At 36.1% G+C, this 15,483-nt stretch carries 8 protein-coding genes; all 8 read right to left on the bottom strand.

Annotated elements, in window-relative coordinates; all coding sequences use genetic code 11:
• Positions 1-209 precede the first annotated feature (209 nt).
• The 8 genes from LUU93_RS17320 to LUU93_RS17285 all read right to left on the bottom strand — a co-directional run bounded on the left by LUU93_RS17320 (position 210) and on the right by LUU93_RS17285 (position 15,402).
• Positions 210-1,094 (bottom strand): sugar phosphate isomerase/epimerase family protein, encoded by an 885-nt coding sequence (locus LUU93_RS17320; protein ID WP_232682424.1) that lies wholly within the window; start codon positions 1,092-1,094, stop codon positions 210-212.
• 249 nt (positions 1,095-1,343) lie between these two features.
• On the bottom strand, positions 1,344-2,489 hold the full coding sequence (locus LUU93_RS17315) for a sialidase family protein (RefSeq protein ID WP_232682423.1): 1,146 nt from the start codon (positions 2,487-2,489) through the stop codon (positions 1,344-1,346).
• A gap of 259 nt (positions 2,490-2,748) precedes the next feature.
• Positions 2,749-3,579, bottom strand: coding sequence for a BRO family protein (locus tag LUU93_RS17310; protein ID WP_111376745.1), 831 nt, complete (start codon positions 3,577-3,579; stop codon positions 2,749-2,751).
• Positions 3,580-3,623: 44 nt separating this feature from the next.
• Positions 3,624-6,371, bottom strand: coding sequence for a glycoside hydrolase family 78 protein (locus LUU93_RS17305; protein ID WP_232682422.1), 2,748 nt, complete (start codon positions 6,369-6,371; stop codon positions 3,624-3,626).
• Positions 6,372-6,559: 188 nt separating this feature from the next.
• Entirely contained in the window at positions 6,560-8,128 is a 1,569-nt protein-coding gene (locus LUU93_RS17300) for an MGH1-like glycoside hydrolase domain-containing protein (RefSeq protein ID WP_232682421.1), read from the bottom strand.
• Positions 8,129-8,291: 163 nt separating this feature from the next.
• On the bottom strand, positions 8,292-10,742 hold the full coding sequence (locus LUU93_RS17295) for a glycoside hydrolase family 95 protein (RefSeq protein ID WP_232682420.1): 2,451 nt from the start codon (positions 10,740-10,742) through the stop codon (positions 8,292-8,294).
• A gap of 150 nt (positions 10,743-10,892) precedes the next feature.
• Entirely contained in the window at positions 10,893-12,311 is a 1,419-nt protein-coding gene (locus LUU93_RS17290; RefSeq protein WP_232682419.1) for an acetylxylan esterase, read from the bottom strand.
• A gap of 310 nt (positions 12,312-12,621) precedes the next feature.
• Positions 12,622-15,402: a glycoside hydrolase family 78 protein gene (locus LUU93_RS17285; protein WP_232682418.1), complete on the bottom strand. Its 2,781-nt coding sequence runs from the start codon at positions 15,400-15,402 to the stop codon at positions 12,622-12,624.
• Positions 15,403-15,483: the final 81 nt, after the last annotated feature.

Below are 15,483 nucleotides of genomic sequence, written 5' to 3'. Positions count from 1 at the left end.
TTAAAAATTCCCATCTAGTTTGTCATTTCGACGAAGGAGAAATCACACTCGGGAATCGACAAAGATTGGCGATATACTTAGCGGAAATTCTAATGTGATTTCTCCTTCGTCGAAATGACAAAAGTGAGATTTTATTCTTTAGCCACAGATTAAAAGGATTTTCACAGATTTAAAAAATCATTTTAATCCTTTTAATCTGTGGCTAAAAATTAATTCTGGAAAATGCGTTTTAAATAAGCCACATTTGCTCCGTAATTAGCTTTTACATTATGCACTTGCGTTACGTCGCGAGAACGCTCTACAATTAGCCATCCGCTCCATTTCATTTCATCCAAAGTTTGTTTGATTTTTGGCATGTCGATCGCTTTGTCATTTTCTAACCAAAATTGATCGGTATTTGAAGCGTGAATCTGCGCTAAATATTTCTTTCCTAATATTTTTAATTCGGATGAAATATCTCTTTTATTATCTAAAGCATTTGCAAAATTGAAAGAGCTTTTAATGTATTTTGAACCGACTTCATCTAAAAGTTTTTTCTCTTCAGTCGCACTCAAAGAAGTCTCAATTGCTATAACTCCGCCAATTTTCCCGACTTCTTTTCCTGCCCATTGTAATCTCTTAATTACTTCTGGACGTAATTCTGGATTCTTAACTAAATCGGTCTGAGTTCCCAACGGAAGATATGCCACTTTTACTTTCATGTTTTTCATTGCCTGAATACAATCCGTAATCATTGGTGTGATTTCTCTTGTGGCAAAAGATTGTGCATAAAAACCCGACATTGCAATAGAACTGATTCCTACTCCAGTTTCTTTCGATTTATCTAAGAATTTTTGTCTTTCTGCTGGGTCGCCTAGTTTGCTGTCAAATGTTGGTCTATTTCCTAAACCTCCCATATCCAGTTCGATTCCGTCAGCTTTTATTTCAGCTGCTAAACCAAAAGCACCTAATTTTTGTCTTTTCAAAATCATCCAATCGCAAACTGCCACTTTGTATTTTTGCTTTTTATTAGAAGACTGAGCCGTTGCACAACTATTGAATGTTGTTAATAGAACAACAAGCATTGCAATTAATAAATGTTTTTTAGATTTCATTCTTTATATTTTTTTGCCACAGATTATAAAGATTAAAAGGATTAAAAAAATCTGCTCGATCTGCTTAATCTGCGGGAAAAATTTTACTCTCGCAGATTGAGCAGATTTTAGAGATTAACTAGAATAAAAAATCATTTTAATCCTTTTAATCTGTGGCTTTATATTTTTTTGCCACGAATTGCACCAATTTTCACGAATTATTATTTTAAAAAATTTGTGGAAATTAGTAAAATTCGTGGCGAACTTATTTTACTCTTCTTCCGCTTTTACAGCTGTAACTACTTTTCCTTCCTCACCTGGCCAGATTCCGTTTTTGATTGGAAGCGCAACCAGTTTACTCGGATCCACTTTTACATATTTCAGTTTTTCTCTTCTCCAAGTATAAACGATATGAACCATTCCGTCTGAGCTTTGAATCATTGAAGGATAAGAATACTGACTGATTTTTGAATCTTCTAAAACCAAAGCGGCATTCCAATTGATTCCATCTTTAGAAACCGAAACATTCAAAGGTGTTCTTGGCCCTTTCGCTTCTTTTCCTGGAGGCAAAACATGATTGTAAACTAACAAATGTCTACCATCTTTTAACGTTACAGCATCGGTTCCTGAGTTGTTATTTGGAAGTCCGATTAACTCTACATCCGACCAAGTTTTTCCGTTGTCTTTTGAGAATGTACTAAAAATAGCTCTGTTTCTTGTTCTTCCGATAGCCTGAATACTTCCATCTTTATGAAATAAAATACTTGGCTGGATTGCATTGATTTTCTGTTTTCCTCTCGGAAGCGTATCGCCCATTACCCAAGTTTTTCCAAAATCTGGAGTAGATTCCATACGAAGTCTCCATCCGTCGCCTTCAATACTTGACGGGCACAATAAAGTTCCGTTGCTTAATAAAACTGGTTTATTTTTGATTGGCCCTAAGAAACCGTCTGGCATTTTTTGAGCCTCAGACCACGTTTTTCCGCCGTCAGATGAAGTTCTGATTACGCCCCACCATTCTGATGGTTTTGGTCCTATTTTGTAGAATAACATTAAATCACCTCCTGGAATTTGATATAAAACCGGATTCCAAGTTGGTAATCTCGGTCCTTCTTTCATGACACCGTCGGCAACTTTTACGCCTTCGTTCCAAGTATCGCTTCCTTTTGGTTTGATGGCTACATAAATGCAAACATCAGGATTTCTTTCGTGCGTTCCTCCAAACCATGAGGCAACTAAATCACCATTTGTAGCTTCGACAATTGTAATGGCGTGACAAGACGGATAAGGTGCTTTATCGTAAACAAATTGATCTACTAAAATTCCTTCTTTCCAAGTCTTTTTCTCTAAAGCCGATTTACAGCTTCCTAAAAGGAAAAGTCCAAACAAGACAAATGCTAATTTTGCTAACTTCATTCTTAATTAAATTATGAATTATTTTTTTTGACTATAAATACATACCTAACATTTTTTTAGGTAAAAATATTTAATAAGTGTAAAAATAACACCAAAAAATTAACAATGCATCCTGTACTGTCCCGAATTATTAAAAATGCAGATTATTTAACGTTTATCTCAAAATTTCCTGACGAAAACGTAATATCCGAAATCTCATTTATTTTTTTTATTATATCAAAGTAATATTTCTAAGAGTTCATTTTTTGAGAAAAAAATATTATTTCTTCCTAGGTAAAGTCTTTTTCTCGTCTGCAGGAGGCAAAAAATTCTCATTTGTCACTACATTTTTGCCCGTTTGCTGTTCCAGTTCAACTCTCGCATTTTTTGCCACTGCTCCACCCTTTTTGCTTGCCACTGCATTTTCGATTATTCCTTTTGCTTCATCATTTTCGGCTATTTGTCTTGTTGAAAGTTCAGCCAGCGCAGTAAAAATAAGTTCAGCCTCGCTCATGTGATCTCTAAGATTTTGTGACTTTAAGCCTTTTGCTTCTTTATGTTCTTTCACTGAAAGACCAGTCCATTCCTGATGAATAATATTAGTTAGAATTGCAAATTCATTTTTCTCTTCAATACCCGCTTCTTTCCAATAATCAGTTAGCTTATTTCGGGTTTCTTGTCCCATCATGCGTTGCTGAATCCACTTTTCGCTTCTTCCATGTTGTTTCCAGTTTTCTCTCGCCCGATCAATGCTTTGCACCGGATCTTGAATTTCCTGAATACGTTCATAACCAACTTTTGCTAGCCATTGTTTAAACGGTTCAGCTTTAGGAGATGGAATGGATTGTACTATTCTAAAAATATTCTCAACGTTGCCTGCCAATGTTTTACGCTTTTTCCCATTAGTCAGCATTGTTACCTGGGGACAATTTGTCCCTATGTAACTTCCAAGTTCAACATCTCTCTTTCTGATTTTTTTTAAATAATCTGTCGGGTTTTTAGAATCTGTTAATGCCTCAACAATATCCACTATAGAAAAATACCAAATTTCATTATCGGTATCATAATGGCTTCGTACTTTTTTATCTTCAAAAACTTTAATGGCATCCATGAATTACTTTTTACAATAGTCTACAATAGTACGAAAAAACTTCCTTATTTTACACTCAAAACATAGGAACCCGATGGTAATGTTACAACAGTATTATTATCCGTTTTAATAGAAGTAGAAAATTGAGTTAACTTTTGCTTATTCACTGTTATTGCTGAAACATTTGTTGTTGGTAAATACACTAAAGCTGAAGCATTTGCAGGAATCGTAATATTCCAAACCAAAGCTTTTTTATCTTTTTTCCAGTCACTTTTTATCAATCCGTAAATCGATTCGTATGAAGCATTTACATAAGTCAATCCGGCATTAAAATCTGGTTTCATGATGATTTGTTTGAAGCCTGGAGTTTCTGGATTGCTCTTGATTCCTGCCATATTTTCGTAATACCAAATCAATAAATCACCTAAAAGCATGACGTGGTTTTGCGAATTCATTGCTGGGTCGGCAGTGTTTCCGTTCCAAAGTTCCCAAATGGTCGTGGCACCGTTTTCGACCATATAACCCCAGCTTGGATAGGTTTTGTTTGATGCTAATTTGAAAGCCAAATCGCCACGTCCAAAATTGGTTAAGGTTCGCATTAAAAACTGTGTTCCGATAACGCCTGTACTTACATGACCATTTTTTGTCACTTCTACTTCATGCACTAAATTTTCGAAAACTTTTTGCTCTAATTCTTTTGGAACCATTCCGAAAGTTAAAGGCAGTAAATTGGCCGTTACTGTATTATTGGCGTAACCATTTTTTGATGAATTAAAATATTTAGTGTTGAATGCTTTTTTGATTCTTGCAGCTAATTCGTCATAATGCTTAATATCATTTTGAGCATTGGCAATTACAGCAAATTTCTTCATGATGCTTAAAAGCTGATAATAAAACGCACTCGAAATCAATTCGCCGTCTGTTAAACGCGCAGGATCTTTGGAACGAATTAATTCCAACGATTCTGGTGGAACACACCAATCGCCATATTTATCTTTGGTCATAATATCATCAACCAAATAATTTTCTTCCATATAATCCATCCATTTTTTCATCGACGGATATTGTTTTTCAACCACTTTTTTGTCTCCAAACTGCTGATACAGCATATCGGCAACTGTAATATAAGTTCCCGGCCAAGTCACATTATCACCATAATAACGCCAGAAAGCTGGTGCTACATCTGGAATTCCACCATCGATAGTTTGTGAGTTCTTAATATCATCTAACCACTTGGCATATAACGTCTGATTATCAAATAAGAAACTTTCTCCGTAAGCTCCCGTTGTTCTGTCTCCCAACCAAGGCTGACGCTCATTCCTCTGTGGGCAATCGATTGGCATTCCTTTATAATTTCCGCTGATTCCCCACCACGCATTCTTAAAAATCTGATTCATTATTGGATTTGAAGAATCGAAAGTTCCTGTTGTCGCAATATCATCGTAAACGACTTTTCCGACGAAATTTTCTAAAGTCGGTTTTGTTTTAAAACCTGAAATCTCCACAAATCGAAATCCGTGAAAAATAAAACGAGGTTCCCAAACTTCTTCGCCTTCTCCCTTTAACGTATAAATATCAGTTGTTTTAGCATCACGTAAATTTGCAATGTATAACGAACCGTCGGCCTGCAATGATTCAGCGAATTTCATTGTGATTTTATCGCCCGAATTTCCTTTTACTTTCAATTGTAACCAACCCACCATATTCTGTCCCATATCTAAGATATAAGTTCCTTTTGGAGTCTGTTTGATTGAAATAGGTTTTACTTCGCGTTTTATCTTCATATTCGCCGACATCTGTCCTTCATAGAATCCGCCCGGTTCTTGCACATATTCAGCTGAAAGCCATTTTTTATCATTAAAATTAATGGTATTCCAACCTTTCATTTCTTTGCGGGCATCGTATTCTTCGCCGTCATATTCGTTGTTGGATAAAATCGGTCCGTCAGTTGTGATTTTCCAAGTATCGTCAGTTCTAATAACATCTTTACTTCCATCAGTATATTCTACAAACAATTGCAGAGCCATTTTCGGGTAACCAAAAGTCTTGATTTTATAAGGTTTATAATCCTGACGCATCGTAAAAAAACGTCCGTTTCCTAAAATCGTTCCTAATGCATTTTTTCCTTCTTGCAATTGTGAAGTCACATCAAAAACATTGTATTTTACATTCTTCGTATAATCCGTAGGAACGGGAGCTAAAACCTGATCTCCAATTTTATTTCCGTTAATATATAACTCGTACAAGCCCATTCCCATGATATAAACCTTGGCACTTTTGACTTTCTTCTTCAAGTCGATTTCTTTTCTTAAATATCTGGCAGATAATCGCGAATACTGCGAAATACTATCTCCCGGAGACGTTTTTTCGTATCCAATCCAGCGAGTCGATTTCCAATCTGCATAAGTTAAAATCCCGATGCTGAAATGTGCTGTTTCTTTTGATTGAACTTCTCCTTTATTCGTAAAAACAATTACTTTCCAATAAACGTCTTGTCTGTCTTTTAGTTTTTTTCCGTTGTAAATTACATTTACAGATTCATCACTTTGCACTTTTCCACTATCCCATAAATCTCCGTTTCCGGCATTTAGTTTTTCTAAAGACGAAGAAGCTAAAATTTGATAATGAGTTTGTTTTACATCATTTACGTTTGCTTTTATTTTCCAGCTCAATCTTGGCTGTAAAACATCAATTCCTTCTGGATTGGTCAGCATTTCGCATTTAAAATCACTCACTATGATTTTGTTTTGGGCTTTCGCCGAAATGGTGAAAAGTGAAATGATTAATGTAAGATGTAAAAAAAACTTTTTCATAGTATTATTTTTTCTCCTAACAGGTTTCAAAAACTTGTTAGGTATTTTGTGTATTCTATTTATAGACAAAGTATTGTCATTTCGACGTAAGGAGAAATCACACTAGAAACTCCGCAAAGTAATGCCAATCTTTGTTGAATCCCGTATGTGATTTCTCCTTACGTCGAAATGACAAACTAAGCAGGTACTTATTGCGAAACTAACTTCTCCAATTTCTCAGAAACTGCAATTTCCTTCCCGTTTTTAAAGATTCTAAAACCTTTACCTTTTTTATATTTTTCTCCTGTTTTATCCCAAAGAATGGTAATAATATTGCCGTGATACAGAACATTGTCCAGACAAAACCAATCCCATTTTTCTTGTGGAATCAACGGATTTACTTCAATCTTTTCATCAGCTCTCGGACGTAAACCAACCAAACCTGTAATCACCAAATCGTTGAAAGTCGAATGATTATAATAACGACTTCTTTCCCTGTCGCCCATTAACCAATACCCTGTTGTTTCGTCTAAATATTCGCCAACATACGGTTTTCCTCTGTAATACTGCGACTGAACGTACAATTCCATTTGCTTGAAATAATCAGGTTTGGCTACAAAATTCTGATTGTAATTATTCAAAACATTTGCCAAAGCCGTTAACGTCTGCGAACTTGCAAATGGCCAAATCGCACCGTCCCATTCGCAGGTTCCAGTTCCGTGCGTTCTAAAACGTGGATTTCTTCGTTCTGCCGTAGTCAAACCAAATGGAGCCGAAAATCCTTTTTCATCCTTAATTTGTTCCCAGGCTTTTTCAAAACCTTTTCCTTTTTCAGGAAGATTAAAATACCACGGAATAAATCCGATCGCTTCTCTAACTTGTGCTAAAGTATCTTTTTCTGTTAAAGTTTCAAAAAACTCACTTTTCTGATTCCATAATTTCGTTTCTACCAATTGCTGTAAAACGTCAGCTTTCGCTTTGAATTTGGTTTCTGTTTCCTCATCACCTTTCAATTCAGCCATTTTAGAAATTGCTATAGCATTTCCATACATATAACTGTTTATCGTAGGCCTTGCATTTTGTACTTTTCGTCCGCCACTTAAAGATTCTTCCATTCCATCTTTCACATCATGCTGCCAGAACAAACCATCTTTACGTTGGCGGTCTTTTTCCCAAACGGCATAATCTGTAACCATATCTGGATACAAATCCAATAAAAATTTTTCATCTTTATTCACCAAATAACGATTATACAAAGCATCGGCTGTCCAACTGCTGAATTTATACAATTTGTTCATTGGTTTCCCATCATTTCCTCTATACCAAAGTTTAACATCTTGTTCAATGTATTTCGGATCATGAACCCATCTGAATTCGTTGATATGATGTCCCAAAGCACAACTGATCATATTGTATTTATCAGCATACGAACGATCTACCAGAAACTCTGTAATCGCAAACCCTTGTGGTGTATTTTTAATATGTTTTCGAACGCTCCACCATCTGAAATAATAAATCTCCTCAAAATTCTGTTGTGGACATTCAAACAACGGAATATTCTTTTTCATCCACGTCCACGCGCTGTCATTCGGAATCGCAAACTTCAAGTTTTCATCTTCCATCGTGTTGAAATAATCCACATAATGTTTGAAGTTTTCTTCTTTTAAAATAACCGATTTTCCTTTTTGAGAATGTGATACTCCCGATTTACAACCGCTGTTTATACAAGCAATTACTATCGAAAGTGTTATTATTTTATGTTTGAAATGTTGTAACATATTCTTTTTTTATTTTATTATTTTGGTACTGTTTTGTCATTTCGACCGAAGGGAGAAATCACACGCGGGATTCGACAAAGATTGGTGACATTCTGTGCGGAGTTTCTAGTGTGATTCCTCGTTCCTCGGAATGACAAACTAGACTTATACTTTATTTAAAATATTAATTCCCCGAAAAAGTATAAGTCTGCCCTGCTTTCATCTTTACATCGTAAATATTATAAGTTGGCAATTGCACTTTAGGCAATTTTGCTTCTTTAGAAATAATCGGTTTCTTCACTTCCACATCATAAAACAACGGATTCGGATTTTTTCCTTTTGCTTTTTTAAGCGAAGAACCTTTTAAAGTATTCTCTACTTTCAATCGACAGTTTCCTCCAATTTTCGAATAGATTTTCAACTCCGAAACCTTATTATTTTTCCAAGTCATATCAATAACAAATCCGCCTCTGGCAACTAAACCTTTTATGCTTCCGTCTTTCCAGATAGTTGGTAAAGCAGGCAGTAAATGAATCGCATCTTCTTGACTCTGCATCAGCATTTCGGCAAAGCCGGCTGTACAGCCAAAGTTTCCATCAATTTGAAAAGGCTGATGAGCATCCAACATATTCGGATACGTTCCGCCGCCTTTTCTTTGATCCGCAGTTACCAAATGCAATTGATCCTGAATCAATTTATACGCATGATTTCCGTCTAATAATCTTGCCCACAAATTCACTTTCCATCCCATTGACCAGCCTGTAGATTCATCTGTTCTATAAATCAAAGATTGTTTTGCGGCTTCAAATAATTCAGGTGTTTTAATTGCTGAAATCTGATTACTCGGATACAATCCGTACAAATGCGAAACGTGTCTGTGATTGTCTTTTGGATTGTCCCAATCGTCCTGCCATTCCTGCAACTGACTGTGTTTACCCACTTTCATTGGAGGCATTTTTGCCAAAGTATCACTTACTTTTTTCACATAAGCAGCATCTGGAGAAACCAAAGCCGAAGCTTCAATAACATGCGTAAACAAATCAAAAACCAACTGATTATCCATTGTTGTTCCCGATGCAATTGTTGTTTTTCCTGTTCCGCCCGCGTGTATGTTTTCAGGCGAACTTGACGGAACAACCACTAAATATTTTGTGTTTGGATCGATAACCATAAAGTCAAGAAAGAAATCAGCCGCACCTTTCATAATCGGATAAATTTCTTCCAAATACTTTTTATCTCCAGTATATAAATATCTTTCCCATAAATCCTGACAAACCCAAGCGCCACCAGTCGGCCACATTCCTGATGCTGCTGAATCTACCGGAGCGGTAACTCGCCAAATATCGGTGTTATGATGCAAAACCCAACCGCTAGCATTGTACATCGTTTTAGCCGTTTCTGCACCAGTTACCGCCAACTCTTTTGCCATTTGCACAAAAGGTTCGTGCATTTCCTGCAAATTTGTTACTTGTGCCGGCCAATAATTCATTTCGGCATTGATGTTTGTGGTGTATTTACTGTCCCAAGGCGGAGTCACCATATCATTCCAGATTCCTTGTAAATTGGCTGGCTGTCCGCCTGGCTGTGAACTTGAAATTAAAAGATAACGTCCAAACTGGAAATACAACGAAGCCAATTGCGGATCGAACTGTTTAGAGAAATCTCTAATTCTTTCGTTTGTTGGCTTTTTAACTAAATCATTTGAACCTAAATCTAAAGCAACTCTCTTGAAGAACTTTTGGTAATAATCAACATGGGCTTTCTTAATCGTTTCAAAATCTTTGGCTTCTGCTTTCGTTAAATAATCTTTGCTTTTCGCAATTTCGTCACCAGAAATATCTTGATAGTTTTTGAAATTGGTTGCAATCGAAATGTATAAAGTCACTTCATCGGCTTTGTTGATACTTAAAACGCCATTGCTGGCATCGATTTGACCGCCTTTATTTTTAGCCGATAATCGGCCTTGAAATTTTACTTTTCCTTTTACGCCTTCAAAGTTAGTTCCAACTCCCGAAAGTATAATCTGGTTTCCTTCTGTCGAAGCAACCGTTTTATCAATTGGGCTGTTCATGAAAACATTACACGTAATCTGTCCCGGCTGACTCGCAGTAAGTTTTACTACAATAACCTGATCTGAAAATGCGGTTAGAATTTCTCTAGTAAATTCAACGCCATTTACTTTGTATTTTACTTTCGCCGTAGCATTGCTGATATCTAAATCACGATAATAATCCGTATATTTTTGATGTCCGGCAAACGAAATATAAACGCTCCCAAAAGTCTGATACGGCATTCCATCGTTGGTTTGCGACATAATATCCTGTGTCGCCAAATCCTGCGCTTCATCAAATTTTCCGTCAAAAATTAACTGACGAACAATTGGTAATGCTTTTATCGATTTGGAATGTGCATTGCTGTTTGGAGAACCCGCCCAAATAGTTTCTTCATTTAATTGTAAACGTTCAACTGCAGGATCGCCAAAGACCATTGCCCCCAAACGTCCGTTTCCTAAAGGTAATGCTTCGTTCCAGATAGACGCAGGTTTATCGTACCATAATTTTAGGTCACTTTGTGCTGTTGCTGTAAGCGAAAAAATCCCAAGACAAATCGCCGTAATTTTACTTTTTAATTTCATAGTATATTTTTTTTGCCACGAATTCACGAATTTACTCTAACTATTCTTTGCGCTTTATTTCTCTAATTTTATCGAAAAAGTTAATCCGATTAATTTTAAAGTAAAAATTGCGTATCGTTTATAAAAAATAAATTCGTGAATTCGTGGCTATCACTTTTTAACTTCGTAAACTTTCAGATTTTTTTCTCCGAACATTTCATATAATTTGTTGATGTCTTTTAAAGCATTTTTTGGCAATTTTTCACCTTTATCTCCAAAGACAAACAACTTTTCTTTTGGTTCAATTACACAAGTCGATTCGTCGATTTCGCCTTTATCATTCTTCACTTTATTCAAATCTAAATTTAAATATTTTGCCATAAACGGATACAAAGCCATACGTTTCGAGATTCCGAAATCGTGTCCTTCTTTTGCAAAATGAGCATTTTCGACTAAATCCTTCTTTCCATATAATTCATACGTTCTTTGGATAAAAGGAAATTCCAGTTCTGGAACTGCCAATGTCCAGTCTTTTCCGTCAGAAACAACCAATTGCGGTTTTGGAGCCATCATTGCAGAGATTTCAGCATTGTTTGTTCCGTTTCCGCAAAGATGAATTCCGCGTCCGCTTTCGCATGGGCAACCGCCTGAAAAGTGAGATGAAACCATCACAACCGGAGCTGAAACTTTCACTCGATCATCTATCGCCGATAAAAACATCGTGTGCGATCCTCCACCAGAACCACCTGTAACCCCAACTCTTGACATATCAGCATTTTTTACCGTTGCTAAATAATCCAATAAACGAATTCCAGTTAAAACCTGAACCGTCGATGCAATGCTATTTCTGTGTGTTTCTTCTGGAAACTGTAGTAACGATTCTCCCCAAGCAAATAAATCGTAACCTACCACAATTGCGCCCATTTTTGCCATCATCGCACAACGGTACTGCTCGTCTTTTCTATATCTTCCGTCGCCAAAATGTCCGTCAGGAGTTAAAATAACAGCTGCTTTTTTATTTAACGGATACGGTTTGTAAATCGATCCTGTGGCATAAACTCCCGGCAGGATCTCTAAAGCAATATTTTCGACACTGTAATCTTTGTAAATTCTCTTTGGAGTTAAAAGTGGCTTAGACTTTGGCGTGGGGGGCGCCTTTTCTAATCCAAATGATGCAATCATACAAGCTTTTAACTCCGTTTTGCGTTTCTCCCATTCTTCTTTGGTTGAATAAAGGCTTTCTAAGTAAAACAAACGCTCTTTTCCTTTATCTACCGAAACTTTATGGTTTTCATACTTGCGTATGATGTAGGTTCCATCGGGTTGTTTGAAATACATCAATTCAAACGGTGCCAAAATATTGGTCAGTGAAAGTGGCAGATTTCCAGGTTCAATTCTCCAATCAGCGTAATCCAGTTCTTTTCCTTTTAATAAACCTCTGTCATCGTTGATTGTGACATTAAAAAGAGTTTCTATTTTTTTCAATGTTTCTGATACCGGTTTTCTAAAATTAGTATCAGAAGTACTTTGTGCATTGGCAAATGTCAAAGCAAAAAATAAAATTGTTATATATATGTTTTTAATTTTCATTGTTTCGTTGTGTTAAACTAACTTAAAATTGAACGCTGATGACACGGATTTACTTCGTAAAGACGCGGATTAAAGCGGTTTTTTTTATTTTTTTTAATTGCCTCCTGCTTTAGCTGGAGGAAAATATTATTGATTTCTACATTGGCTTTAGCCGAACTTAGTCGTTTGGCTAAAGCCCTGCGGCTTGTCTTGTTTTCTTAAACCTCCAGTTAAAACTGGAGGCAATTCAATTTTACATCTTGAAATAGAACAAAAAAATCCGTATAAATCCGCGTCTTCGCGATAGCGAATCCGTTTCATCCGTGTCCCATTATATTGTGCATTCTATTGTATAAATTCCTGATCCTAATTCCAAAACAGGCTTTTGGGCTTTTTCATCAAAACCTGACTTAAATCTTTTACCATCCATTTTTATTTCTGAATTTTTAGCAACCGGCAATTTTATTGTCGCAGTTGTATTCACCGGAATCTGAACTGTCAAAATAAATTTGCCGTCTTTCTTTTCCCAAGAAGAAGCAATTTTTCCGTAAACCGATTGATAGTCCGCTTTCGCGAAAGTCATATCGCCAACCACTTCTGGCTGAATAAAGAAATGTTTGAATCCAGGTTTTTCAGGATCGGACATTATTCCTGCCAAGCTTTGGTAAAACCATTCTTCAATTTGTCCTAACATAAAATGATTCCACGAATTTCCTTTTCTCGGATCCCATTGTTCGGTTAAAGTGGTCAAGCCAAATTTAATCTGAAAACCATAACCCGGTGCATCATAATGATTGTGCATTCTGTACATGGTTTCGTTTTCGCCATTTCTTGCCAAAGTCTGAAATAAGTAACGATTTCCAACATCTCCCGTCGTCAAACGATCTCCTTTTTCTTTGATATCAGCTAGTAAATTTTGCATTACTGCCTCTTTATATTGTGGTTCTACGATATCCATAAAAATCGGAACAGCATTGCTAAACTGACTACTTGTTCCGTACTGTTTGGTTTCTTCATTAAAAAATGCCGCATTGAAAGCCGTTTTAATCTCAGAAGCCAAAGCATTATATTTCTCAAAATCTTCGGTTTTCCCCAATAATTTTGATGCTTTTGTCACTAAATAAGCTCCATAATAGTAATGTGAAGTCGCAGAAAGCGCAATCGGACTATTTTTAGAATATCCTGCCGGATGCGTTCCGTAATCGTACCAATCGCCTAATCCGTGCGAAACGATATGGTTTGTTGCTTTTGTTCCTAAATAATCGACGTAATTTTTCATTACAGGAAAATACTTCTCCAACAATGAAGCGTCTCCATAATATTCATAATACATCCAAGGCAGTATTACGCCTGTAACACCCCATTCTGGAGAATCGGTAAAATCACCTCCAAAAATTACATATTCAGGAACAATTGTCGGAATTAAACCATTTTCTCTTTGTGAATCAGAAATATTCTGCATCGTTGCTGGAAGGAAAGTTTGAAGATTATAATTGAACATCAAACCGGGACCATTTAACTGAATTTCTTCCAGCCAGCCTAATTTTTCACGTTGCGGACAATCGGTAAAAACGCTTTGGAAATTGCTTTTTATAGAGTTGTTGATCAATTCGTGTGTTTTATTGAAAATCTCATTTGAACATGAAAAACTTCCTGCTTCTCCTGCCGAATTGTAAATGAAATTCGATTTTAAATCGACCAAAGTTGGAAACTCTTTATTCTTATCTTCTTTATAATTAATGTTTTCAATCTGAACATATTGATAACCGTAGAAACTAAATTTTGGTGTCCATTCTTCAACTCCATCGCCTTTTAAAGTGTAATCGTAATAGTATGGTTTTCCAGATCTTCCCTGCGCTATTGTGCCTTCTTCATTTAATCCTTCAGCAACCCAAACACGAATCGTTTGTCCTATTTTTCCTTTTACTTTGATTGTTGGAAATCCTGAAAGATTCTGCCCCATATCAAAAACATAGAAATTTGGTTTCAGCTCTTTTACGGTTTTCACTTCGTATTGTTTCTGAATCGTAACTGGCGGTGCAGTCTGTGGTCTTAAAACACCTTTTGGTGCTTCCTGAATCACGACTTTTTTCCAATCTCTATCTTTGAAACCTTTACGATTCCAGCCTTTTTGCTCTAAATTGGAATTGTAATCTTCTCCTCCAAAAATACTATTATAAGTAATCGGACTTTTGCTGTATTTCCAAGATCCATCTGACTTTATAATTTCTTCTGAACCATCATTATACTTTATTTTCATTTTAAAAAATAAAGTCGGCGGGCCAAAACTTACAAAGAATTTGGTATATCTTTCGGCCAATGTATTGTACATTCCGTTTCCTAACAAAACTCCAATTACATTATCTCCTTTTTCAAATTCTTTTGCACTTAGTTCGTAAACATTATAATTAACCGTTTTATCATAATCTGTCCATAAAGGTGCGAATTGGCTGTTACCCACTTTTTTCCCGTTGATAGTCAATTCATAATGTCCTAAACCTGAAATATAAACAACGGCTTCTTTGACTGCTTTTTCTATTTCGAAAGGTTTGCGAAGCATTATACTTCTTCTTGCCAACGAATCGGAAGCATTGATAAACGAATTCTTTTTTTCTCTGTTGAAAGTGGCTGTGTGGTAATTTCTTCCTTCAGGCAAATGGCTATCGGCTTTGGTAATGGCACCAATCCAAGTAGGATTTAAATCTGATTCTAACGGAGCTGTTCTGAAAGTAGCCGTTTTACTCCATTTTGAAATTTTTCCTTCCTGATTCCATACTTTAACTTTCCAGAAGTATTTGGTTTCGCTTTTTAAAGGTTTTCCGTTATAAACAATATGCAGGTTCTTATCTGTATTTACTCTTCCCGTATTCCAGATATCTCCATCATCATTATTTAGTTTTTCTTCTGACGAAGCCACCAAAATAATGTAAGCGATTTGTGATGCATCAGATTCTTTTGAAATCAATTGCCAGCTCAATCTCGGCTGATTCTCGACAACTGCTAATGGGTTTTCAGCCATTTCTGTAGTTAAATGTACAGGCAGAATTTGTCCATTTGAAATGAACGTGATTAAAAAGCTAAGTCCTAATAATATGTTTTTGAAATTCTTCATTATTATTTGTTTGGATATAGAATCCTTATTCTCATTTTTTGTCATCCTGACGAAGGAAGGATCACACTAGAAACTCCTCAA

This window comes from Flavobacterium soyae, from assembly GCF_021245985.1.
Taxonomy (GTDB): domain Bacteria; phylum Bacteroidota; class Bacteroidia; order Flavobacteriales; family Flavobacteriaceae; genus Flavobacterium; species Flavobacterium soyae.
The sequence above is the reverse complement of the archived record's forward strand: the minus strand, read 5'-3'. Positions and strand labels throughout refer to the sequence as shown.

Bases quoted from the DNA above. Each gene is read 5' to 3' on its own strand.
- LUU93_RS17320 (WP_232682424.1), bottom strand. From the start codon at position 1,094: ATGAAATCTAAAAAACATTTATTAATTGCAATGCTTGTTGTTCTATTA.
- LUU93_RS17315 (WP_232682423.1), bottom strand. From the start codon at position 2,489: ATGAAGTTAGCAAAATTAGCATTTGTCTTGTTTGGACTTTTCCTTTTA.
- LUU93_RS17310 (WP_111376745.1), bottom strand. From the start codon at position 3,579: ATGGATGCCATTAAAGTTTTTGAAGATAAAAAAGTACGAAGCCATTAT.
- LUU93_RS17305 (WP_232682422.1), bottom strand. From the start codon at position 6,371: ATGAAAAAGTTTTTTTTACATCTTACATTAATCATTTCACTTTTCACC.
- LUU93_RS17300 (WP_232682421.1), bottom strand. From the start codon at position 8,128: ATGTTACAACATTTCAAACATAAAATAATAACACTTTCGATAGTAATT.
- LUU93_RS17295 (WP_232682420.1), bottom strand. From the start codon at position 10,742: ATGAAATTAAAAAGTAAAATTACGGCGATTTGTCTTGGGATTTTTTCG.
- LUU93_RS17290 (WP_232682419.1), bottom strand. From the start codon at position 12,311: ATGAAAATTAAAAACATATATATAACAATTTTATTTTTTGCTTTGACA.
- LUU93_RS17285 (WP_232682418.1), bottom strand. From the start codon at position 15,402: ATGAAGAATTTCAAAAACATATTATTAGGACTTAGCTTTTTAATCACG.